The 10,216-nt window shown below is 57.8% G+C and carries 6 protein-coding genes; 3 read left to right on the top strand and 3 right to left on the bottom strand.

The window, feature by feature from the left end; genetic code table 11:
• Positions 1 to 2,162, top strand: a 2,162-nt coding sequence (locus tag P3T43_RS35115; RefSeq protein WP_429285584.1) for an ATP-binding protein, incomplete at its 5' end; no start/stop codon positions are given.
• Between the two features lie 392 nt (positions 2,163 to 2,554).
• Here the strand turns inward: P3T43_RS35115 and P3T43_RS35110 are convergent.
• From P3T43_RS35110 to P3T43_RS35100, 3 genes are all read right to left on the bottom strand, one after another.
• Complete coding sequence (locus tag P3T43_RS35110; protein WP_429285583.1) at positions 2,555 to 5,932, bottom strand: ATP-binding protein; 3,378 nt, start codon at positions 5,930 to 5,932, stop codon at positions 2,555 to 2,557.
• A gap of 241 nt (positions 5,933 to 6,173) precedes the next feature.
• Positions 6,174 to 6,575 (bottom strand): tautomerase family protein, encoded by a 402-nt coding sequence (locus P3T43_RS35105; RefSeq protein ID WP_429285582.1) that lies wholly within the window; start codon positions 6,573 to 6,575, stop codon positions 6,174 to 6,176.
• A 39-nt stretch (positions 6,576 to 6,614) separates the two neighbouring features.
• Entirely contained in the window at positions 6,615 to 7,574 is a 960-nt protein-coding gene (locus P3T43_RS35100) for an alpha/beta hydrolase (RefSeq protein WP_429285585.1), read from the bottom strand.
• 54 nt (positions 7,575 to 7,628) lie between these two features.
• On the opposite strand from P3T43_RS35100, the gene P3T43_RS35095 reads away from it, so the two are divergent.
• On the top strand, positions 7,629 to 8,411 hold the full coding sequence (locus P3T43_RS35095; RefSeq protein ID WP_429285581.1) for an alpha/beta fold hydrolase: 783 nt from the start codon (positions 7,629 to 7,631) through the stop codon (positions 8,409 to 8,411).
• Between the two features lie 119 nt (positions 8,412 to 8,530).
• Positions 8,531 to 9,001: a MarR family winged helix-turn-helix transcriptional regulator gene (locus P3T43_RS35090; RefSeq protein WP_429285580.1), complete on the top strand. Its 471-nt coding sequence runs from the start codon at positions 8,531 to 8,533 to the stop codon at positions 8,999 to 9,001.
• The last annotated feature ends 1,215 nt before the right edge of the window (positions 9,002 to 10,216 follow it).

Here is a 10,216-nt window from a genome sequence, read left to right as displayed (position 1 = left end):
ATTGCGAACACCTTATAGAAAGCGCCGCCGGGTTCATTGACAGGCTTCTACAGGCGACGCCTGCCTCGACTGTCATTGCCACGAGCCGGGAGGCGCTGAGGATCGGGGGCGAGCGGGTTTATCATGTGCCGTCGCTCGACATGCCGTCACATGACGAGTTGCACGACGCTTTGCGCTTCGGCGCGATCCAGCTATTCCTCGAACGGACCGGGTTGACACCGGACGCGCGCGTCGACGCGTGCATGCCGTTGATCGCTCGCATTTGCAGACAACTGGACGGCATCCCACTGGCGATCGAACTCGCCGCTTCGTGTACCGGTGCCCTTGGCATCCAAGGCGTGGCTGACCGCCTCGACGACCGCTTTCAGATCCTTCGCAACGGGGCGCGGACTGCGCTCCCGCGTCAGCAGACATTACGCGCAACGGTCGACTGGAGCTACGCGCTTTTGCCGCCGCGGCTTCAGACGGTGTTGGCCCGGCTCAGTCTGTTCGCAGGAACCTTCACGCTGGACTCGGCGCAGCGGACGATCGGTGCCACCGACATGCCGCCACACGAGGTAACAAGCGCTATTGCCGAACTCGTCGACAAGTCGCTTTTGGGTGCCGTTCCCAACCTCCCCAAGATGCACTACCGTCTACTCGACACGATCCGTGCGTATGCGCGTGAGCGTCTCGTCGAAAGCGGTACAAGCGACGACTGGCTAGCACGTCACGCGCGGCATGTTCTGGACATATTCCGGACCGCCGAGAAGTTCGCCAGAGAACGCGCAGTGATTGACTGGAACCGAACGTTCGGCATTTATCTGGACGATCTGCGCGCGGCTGTCGAATGGGGCTTCGCGTATGAAGGGGGAACAGTCATCGCGATCGAGCTTACCGTGGTCAGTATCGCCCCGTCCATGCACTTTGCATTGTTTGAGGAAAGTCTTCACCGCTTGGAGACAGCTCTCGAGGCGTTGGCGCGGCTTTCCCTCCACGCCCGGTTGAATTTGCCCGTCGTCGAATGGGAGATGAAACTGGAGGCCGCGCGCGGCGTGTGCCTGCTTTTCCAGAGTGCGGGCGGTCAGACTTGCGAAGCATTTGCCGCTGCGCTGGCGCTCGCGCAAGAGACCGGAGATGTGGAATATCAGCTACAAGGCCTATGGGGCTGTTGGAGTCATGCATATCTGAATGGGCGATATCCGCAGGCGCTTGCGCTTGCTTCGCACTTTTCAGAGGTCGCCGCGGACTCCCGCTGGCCCACTGACCGGATGGTTGCGCGGAGGATATCTGGAATCACTCATCTGTGCCTCGGACAACTGAATGAAGCACGCCTCGAATTGGAGTCGATCTGCATGCTGGATGACCGTGTCGGGCGCTCCGAGCGAATCCGGTTCCTCTATGATGAGCACAGCATGACCCGTTCCGTGCTTGCGCAGGCGTTGTCCTTTCTCGACCGTCACGGCGACGCGGAAATGACGGCGCAGCGAGCACTCCAAGATGCGCGAGCTCTCGGCCACACTCCTTCGATATCTTACGCGTTGAGCGAGGCGCTTTGCCAGACGACGTTGCTGCGCAATGACGATGCGGGGCTCGACGACGCGGTGCGGATGCTCTCGGACGCAGCCCGGCGGCATGGAGGGTCAACATGGAAGGCCCGCGCGGAAATGTGGCGAGGTTTGATTGCCCTGCGCTTGGGTCAGGTCGAATCGTATGACGCCAGCATCGCCCCTTCGTTGGACAAAATTGGCGACGCGCAGTACTGCGTCGTACTGACCGCGTTTCTCGCCGAAACCGCCATTGCGTTGGCCCGGTTTGGCCGAGCCCGCGATGCGGACACGTTGATTGCTCGCGCCATGGCAAGGGCGGCAGCTGTGAACGACATCTTTTCATGGGTCGAACTGCTGCGTGCGGAAGCGGAGGTCATGCTTCTACGGGAGAAGTCGGACGACGCCTCGTATCTGGCGGAATGTATACTTGTGAACGCTTTGCACGTAGCACGGCGTCGCGGGTTCCTGGCATGGGAGACGCGTTGCAGAGGAAGTCTCGAACGGTTATGGGAACGCACCGGAACACCGCCGGCTCAGTTCGATTCGGCCCGATCGACTTTGCCAGCGCCATTTGAATCCTTTGATTACCCACTAGCGATTCCCTTGCGAGCCAATAACAGCGCAGCCTATTGACATCACCTTTGAGACCGGCCCCGGCGATCTTCCAACCTCCTATCTCCAGTCGACCTGGTTTCAGTTCGACGGTTAATCTTTGCCGGAACTGACAGCCGCTCTGGCGCCGGGAGCCCAAGCAAAGGAAATTTTTCTGGAACCGGGCTAAGCGCGGCGAATATCGACAAACTGATGTCCGTCGGAGCGGTCGGACACGTGCTGTGGAGCGACTCTTCCGCAGCGCTCAAGGGGACTGAATAGCGCGGTCTGTACTTTATCACCGGCCTGTCCCACCGTTGGCCCGCCTGTGCGACAGTGCGCCCCCGTCATGCGAGTCCTTTGCTCCTATACTTTCCTCCACAAATACTTCTTCGCGCAGCGCGAGGCCATAACGAATGCCCGCAACCCATCTGTCAAACTATCCCACTTGCCAACTTACTAAGTTTAGCGAGGCTCATTTGCGCTCGTTGCTCGAATATGGCAGAGCCCTGTGATAATGCGAGGGCGATGGCCTGATTGAAAAAACCGGCTGCGAGGATCTTCCGGTCGGCGCTATCCCCTTTTAATGCTAACTCGCCACGCCTTCGAAGGATTTCGGCATCCCAAATATGTTCGCTGTGGCATTGGACAAACTCTTCGGCCTGAATAAGAGCCTCCAACGCCAGATCGTTTCGGTTACCCACTTCGCAGCATTGGGAAACCGTCATCCAGAGGAAGGGGGAAAGGAATCCACCCCAGCCAACGCAAAACTCGGTGATACTCTGGCTCATGGACACGTATTCGAAAGGCCGCAAGCCGGTCATGGTCTCGCTCCAGGCCAGGACGAGTTGCGCCAACGGGCGCCAGTTGTTAAAACCATGTTTTTCGCTGAGTTCCCTCAATAATTCGCCATGTTCGCGCCCGTCCTGGGTTTCGCCGCGAAGAATGTCCATTACCGAACGCCAACCCAGGACGATGGCCTGAGTTGGCGCATGCTTTTGAGAAAGGGCGATCGACGAGGCTAAATCCGCTCGCCTCAGGGCCGCTTTTTCATCGCCCTGGAGGTATAGCGCCCAGGCGCTGTAGACGGCGGCAGTGGCTCCCGTGTCGTAGCCGTAGGATGGCTTGTAACGAACCAAGTCGTAGCGGCGCAGAACTTTGTCATACCAGAATATCGCCTCTGACAGTCGTCCCTGAAAAAGAGCGCTCGTACCGAACAGCCTACGGGCTTCCAGAAGCAGGCCGTGATGGCGTGCTTCCTTGGCTCGCTGAGCAACCTCGGTGGCGATGGCACGTGATTCCACCCAGTCGCCACGCGCGCAGAAATAGGCCCAAATCCCGGCAAAGGTCGCGCCTTCCTGGTCGGGACTATGAATCTGCGCGCCGAGCGTCTTGGCCTCCTCGTAAATAGGCAATAGCTCGGGCGCTCCATAACCCTCGGTAATCCGAAGAACGACGCCCAGTTCCGTCAGCAATTCGAGCCTATGCCTCATGTTTGCGGCGGTGAGAGCAGGTCCTTTGAGCGCCGCGAGACCCGCGCGAAAATGGCTGATTGCCTCCTCGTTGGCAAAATCTTTCGCCGCCCGCTTTCCTGCCTCCAGCCACCACGGCGCAGAGTCTTTGGTGAGACCCGCTTTGACGAGATGGTCAGCGATAATTTCGGCGCGCCGCTCAAAGCCGGTTTGCCCTGCCAATAGCCGCGCGATCCGCTCATGAATCGGGCGGCGTTGCTCGAGCAGCATCGATTCATAAGCCGCGTCGCGAAACAGAATATGGCGGAAGCAGCCTGTTCCTATCCCGCCCTCTCCACCCGGAAGAATCACACCTTCCTCGACGAGAGTCCGCATGGACTCGCCAAGGACGTCCTCCGGCAGTTCCGCCACAGTGGCCAAAACATCACTGCGAAATTCCCGGCCGATCGTCGCCGCCACTTGCGCGACGAATATCTTGTCGCCCAACCGATCGAGTCGTGCCATCAGCAGGTCAATCAACCGTTCAGGAAGTGGTCCGCTGAACTCAGGCTTGTCACAAAGGGTCTTTGCAAATTCTTCGACAAATAGCGGAATGCCTTCTGTCTTTTCGATCACTAGTTGGCGCTGTTCTGCTGATAGCCTCTCAGAGCCAGCGACTTCATCCATCATTTGTTCGACGTCAGCGTTGCCCAGTGGCGCTAGTTCCAAGACTGTGGCGCGCGGCAAACTACGCCACTGATCATCCCCCGGCCGCGAGGTCACTGCCAGCATGATTGGCTGGGCCTGGATGTTACGTGCGATCAAATGGATGAGTTCGGTCGTAGAGGGGTCAAGCCAATGAACATCCTCGACGACCAGAAGCAGGCGGGCCTTGTGCGCTGCGTTGAAAATTAGCCTCACAAGCATTGCAAAGGTCGTTTCCTTGCGACGGCTCGCCGGCATGTCCCGCAGCGCGTCCGGTAACACCAAGCCGTACAAGGAGCCGAGCAGCGCTATACACGGGGCCTCGGACTCCCCCGCTGTTGTCGCCAGCGCGAGGAGTTTGGCATTAATTTGCTCTTCACTATCCCCACGCATGATCCCGGCCAGTTCGGAGATGGCGTCCCGCACAGGCGACAACGCGCTCCTCGAATAGAGCGGCAGCGCCCTAAGAAGGATGCGCTGCCCGCCATTCTGCCGGATTGACGCCCACAGATCGTTGATCAGACGCGACTTGCCAATCCCCGGCTCACCTCTGACGACGACGATCTGCCCTTCTTTGGCCTCGACCCGAGACCAACGTCCGAACAGAAGGTCGAGTTCGTGGCGGCGCCCGATTAACGGTATGTCCTCGTCGGGCGCGAAGGGTATTCCCAATTCTCCAAGTCGCCAGACACTCTCACCCAACGCGAGGCAGTTAAAGGGCGAATCGACACGGCAATAATGGCGCAGGATTCGATAGGTCGCGTCGGACAGGAATACGCTTCCAGCCGAGGCGCAATAGGATATTGCCGTGGCGTCATCGAATACGTCTCCCAACAACCCGGGAACGGATGTCATTGAATCGGCGTTTCGCGCACCGCTGATTGCCCAGCCGGTTGCCACCCCGACCTTCATCGTAACGTCGGCTGGGGCCTGCTCAAGTCCGGCGACAGAGTCATTTTTCGCCGGCTCGATTTCCCCGAGGACTAGTTCTCTTGCCGCAGCAACGGCAAGATAGGCGGCATTTTCTAAGGATCTCGGCCAGCCGAAATAGCCCACGAATCGATCGCCAGCCTCTTCCGCAACTTTTCCACCGAATTTTTCCGTGACGATTGTAAATCTCCGTCGAAACACAAGAAAGTCATCATGTATTCGGCCGGAATCAATCGATTTATTGACGATACTTCTAGGAATTCTGCAGGCGATCACCGTGACGCGATGTCGACCGGGCAATTGGGGCGCGCAACTCGAGTCCGAACACGGTCGTCCTGGTGTTGGTGCGTGGCGAAGGAATGGCACGTAGGTGCCTTTCGGTATCTCAAGGAAGTGCCGCTCATCGATCCCGGAACCACGGGAAAAATCGGCTAGCAGGCGGCGTAGTCGTCCAGCCTCCACACGAACAATGGCATTGCTGCCCGGATCGAATGACGAATCCTTGCCGAAGACCGACATGGCGATGTTCAGTTCTTTCAGCGACCTTTCGCGACCGGCAAGCCGTTCCTCGACCAGGAACTTCAGAAACGCCCCCATCCGCGGAGACGACAGAAACTCTGGGCTGGCCAAGGTGCGGGACAACACACCCAACACCTCTGTCGGCGAAAGAAGATCTAGCCGTGGCATCTGGTTGAACCACCATCGGTAAGCGGCATGCTTGAGCATTTCCGTTCTTGGTTGGATCGTGCCGACGTGAAGCGCTCGGGGCGACGGCGTTTGCCTTAACAGTAAGACACTTCCCGTTCCCCGCCAAATATTTTGATTTTCGAACGTCGTTGGACGCCCCGTGCGCGTGAGGCGGTTGCAGCCTATGACGTTGACGGCCAGTGCCAACTCCGATTCGTGACAGTAAGTGAAGCGATCAGGAGGTGCCCCTCAAGGAGGCGCGCCTCCGCATGCAGTCAAATCACCACTTTGGCGGGGCATCCGCCAGTTGGGCGATGCCCCGCCCGAACGAGAAATTCTCGTTTGGCACAGGCACGAGCGCGACGAACACGTCATCGGGTGATATCCCGGCGGCCTTCTCCAGCAAACGGGTTATCGCGGCCAACAGGGCATTTTTGTCCGCTGCGGGACGATGCGCGCCGATCAGTACTGTGATGATCATGGCGTTCGCCGTTCGGTTCATGTCCATGAACGCGGGATCGATGAACAACTCATCATCACCATGTTCGCTGATCATTACAAAGCGGTCTCCCTTGGGAATGCTCAGTGCTTCGACAAGCGACTGATTCAGCGCGTTGCCGATGGCAATCTTCTGTTCCTTCAGAAAACGACCTTTCGGGATGTGGGCGTGAAATACGGGCATGGCTTGTTCTCCGGATGATTGCGGTGTTGGGACGACTCGTTAGCGCACTGCGGGGCAACGCCCGTCGTGCGCGAGGTGTTGCATGAACCAATGGGTGGCGGCCTTGCTGGCAACAGCAAATCCTGCGACGTAGGGATCGAAGTGGCCACCTGGAACCAGCACGAGGCGTTTGGGCTCGAGTGCCCGCTCGTAAGCTTCAAGCTCCAGATCGGTCATGGTCAGACGGTCATCGGTGGCGATGACCATCAGTAGTGGCGTCGGCGAAATGCGGCTTATCCAAACTCCCGGTTCGTAGGTACGCGCTGCGAACGTCGACCTGAGCGTGACGGTATTCGTCCAATTAGCCCCGCCAAGTTCCTGGGAGTAGAAGGCGATCGCATCAGGCGAACGGTAGGCTGCGGGTACACCCGGATCGGCGCTGGCTACGGCCTGCAATCGGGGAGGATTTCCACGGTGTTGGGCGCGCAGGTCATCGACCAGTGTCGCAAGAAAACCGGGCAGCGCATCAGGTGATACCCGGCGGCGGCTTTGCTCGAAGCCGCTGATAGTGGGCACCTGCGAAACCACACATTTGACCCGCTGGTCGGTTGCTGCCAGCACGAGCGCGTGGCCACCGCTATAACTGCTACCCCATATGCCGATTCTACTGGGGTCAACTTCTGGCTGCGTCTCAAGGTATGAGATCGCCCGGCGCCAATCGGCGATCTGTGCCCACGGGTCGATGTCCTGCCTCGGCGTCCCATCGCTCGCGCCAAAATTGCGATGGTCGTGAACCAGCACGACGAACCCGGCCTCGGCAAACGCGCGCGCGAAGCCTTCAATCCCATGCTCCTTGACGGCGGCAAAACCATGACTCATCGAGATAGCGGGTCTTCTGCCATCGCCTTCGGGCACAAATAGCCAGCCGCGCAGCGTTACGCCGGCCTCTCCCAAAAACTCCACGTCACGCTTGCTGATCATTCGATATTCCTTACCTTTACAATAGGAGCATATGCGCATAATATGGCGTTCGTACGCTTCTGACAAGCGAATATCTGTAAATGGAGGACCAGCATGGCAATCGATTCGCACGACATCCAGGGATCGTCCGGGCGGCGAAGCTCAGTACCCGAGCATCAGGCATTGGTGTTCATACACGGCTTTCTGGATAGCTACGCGACCTGGGGGCCATTGATAGAAGCCATGCCAAAACACGCTGCCCTGTCGATAGCGCCGGACCTACGTGGCGCCGGGAGACGGCAAGCGCACCCAGGACCCTATACCCTCAATCATGCGGTGACCGACATTCTGGAGTTGCTCGACGCGCAAGGACTCACAAACGTGGCGCTTGTCGGCCACAGTATGGGCGCACAGATCGCTGAACTCATCGCGTGGCATGCGCCGGAACGCATAAGCTCGCTGACGCTTATCACGCCCACACCCCTCGCAGGCAACGTCCTGCCAGAGAGTGCCCGGACAATGCTTCGCGAAAGCGGCGCCGACGCGCTCGCCCAGCGCGACATTCGCAAGCAGTTCTCAAAGAACCTGAACGGCGATCAACTTGACCAACTTGTGCATCCTGCAGTACTGATGGGCAAGGAGGCTGCACGCGCCTATTACGATGCTTTCATCGAGGGAGATACGAGAGGACTCTCCCCGTGCACCTACCGAGGGCCGACGCTCATTCTCGGAGCGACCGATGATCCTGTCATCCCTGCCAAACAGGTGGCTGATATCCGGTGGAATCGCTTTCCCGCCGCCGGATTCAGGTCGATTGACGGCTCAGGGCATTGGCCGCAGCTGGAACAGCCGGAGAGAACGGCAGAAATGCTCGCAAGTCACCTGCGATTGCGTTGACCAAGGCAGCCCGGTGCACGACACCCCGCCCTCCCAGCATCAACCGGAATTCTTTGCCTTGCCCATATGAGCATATGAGCATATATTTTCTACTCCGGCAAAATTTCGTGAGAATAGAGATGGCAGCACACCAGAAACGACTAGACGATATCGATGGGCTCTGTAACTGCCTCGCGGCCCGCCAGGCATCGCGATACCTGACGGCCGTGTATGACCAGGCGTTGAGTCCGGTCGAGTTGCGAATAACGCAGTTTTCGATTCTTTATAAGCTGGTGAAAAGTGGCCCGTTAGTCATCGGCGAACTGGCCGACAAAATGGCGATGGATCGGACTACCCTCTCATCGAATCTGAAGCCGCTGGAACGTAATGGACTAGTCGAAGTCGTGCCAGGGGAGGATCGTCGCGTAAAGCAGGCGATGATTACGAAGGCTGGGCTTGCGCGGTACCGATTGGCGCTGCCGCTCTGGAGCGAAGTGCAGAAAAAATTTGAGGGAGCATACGGCGAAAAGCCTGCGTCCGAATTGCGCAAAGCCTTGCGGACGGTACTCAACGCCGGTTTTCAGCCTTGGGCAGAAACCGGTCCACAGTAAGCGCCTGACATTGTTCGAACCGGAGAGGTCGCCATCGAATAGCCGACCCTCTCCAGATTCACTCCGAGAAGGACGATTGGGCTGACGGCCCAATTTTTTAATGCAATACACGCATATGCTCGTCCATACCAGATGTGAGATGCGCGCGAGCTAAGCTTCGCCGTTCGCAAAGAGCTTTTCATCCCCCGCCTGAAGAAGCTGTCGCTAAAGCCCATTGCCCATAATTCGGGTACGTAACCCCATGAAGAGATGAACAATGAGCGCGGCTCGCAAAGTACCGTCACCGGACAGTATGCAACACGAACTGTTGGCGGAGTGCCGGCATCAAGATGCCAGCTAGCACTAAACAGGTGTCAGTATTTCGATTTTTTCTTGATTTTCGACGCCCTCGGCCGCTCTAATGCCAATATTTTTTCTTGCTCGTTTTCCCAACACATTGCTTGACATATTTATGCTCCATTCTGTTCAAGGCTTGCCCCTAGGATCGGAGCCGCCTGGCTTCTAGTAGAGCCCGTAAATTCACTGTTCATTCGTGATTGGTCACAATCAATTGCCCGGTCGGTGCAGCCGATCCGTGTCCGTCCAGGAACGCAGTCGTCTTAACTCCGATCGAAACGGCGATACATTCCCCGTTTGCGGCGTTCTAACAGCAGATCCCGAAATGCTTGCCGCTTTCGCCAGCGGGCGCGAGAGCAAGCCGGGCAAACAGCGCCTGAGGTGAGGGAACGACCGTGTGCGCTTCATCTAGGCCGATCTCACGAAAACGATGGAATAGCCGATATTGAAATTCCGGAATAGCGATTGACTATATTATAAGTATTACAAACCTATCGCATTTAATTCTCGCAAGATTCACTTCCGTTCCCCGTTGCGCTCCGCAACCGCAACCGCAACCGCAATGGTAAATACAAATCGTGGTCCCTTTCAATAGCCGAAAAGTGACGCCCCCGATTTTTCGACTGAAGCGCCAACTGGGAAATGTCCAGCCGCCTTGGGTTTGAGCGATTTTGATTCCAGTTTTACCGTCCAATTATCGTAACCGTCCGACCCTGACCGTATAGACGGCCGATGAAGGCGAAGCCATGCTTTCCGGGGGCACAAATGTGACTGTGTCCACAAAGGTAGTCCCCCCGCTTTTAACGGAGTTCAGAAGTAGAGGTCATGCCGCGATGGGCAACTTCTGTTTCGGCGGTACGCCGCCAATGGCCGTGTTCG

It is taken from the genome of Paraburkholderia sp. GAS41 (assembly GCF_050436545.1).
In the GTDB taxonomy this organism is placed as follows: Bacteria; Pseudomonadota; Gammaproteobacteria; order Burkholderiales; family Burkholderiaceae; genus Paraburkholderia.
Note: the sequence above shows the minus strand (reverse complement) of the source record. Positions and strands in the feature narration are given on the sequence as shown.

Excerpts from the sequence above, each read along its gene's own strand:
- P3T43_RS35110 (WP_429285583.1), bottom strand. The coding sequence starts at position 5,932 with ATGCTCAAGCATGCCGCTTACCGATGGTGGTTCAACCAGATGCCACGG.
- P3T43_RS35105 (WP_429285582.1), bottom strand. The coding sequence starts at position 6,575 with ATGCCCGTATTTCACGCCCACATCCCGAAAGGTCGTTTTCTGAAGGAA.
- P3T43_RS35100 (WP_429285585.1), bottom strand. The coding sequence starts at position 7,574 with ATGCGCATATGCTCCTATTGTAAAGGTAAGGAATATCGAATGATCAGC.
- P3T43_RS35095 (WP_429285581.1), top strand. The coding sequence starts at position 7,629 with ATGGCAATCGATTCGCACGACATCCAGGGATCGTCCGGGCGGCGAAGC.
- P3T43_RS35090 (WP_429285580.1), top strand. The coding sequence starts at position 8,531 with ATGGCAGCACACCAGAAACGACTAGACGATATCGATGGGCTCTGTAAC.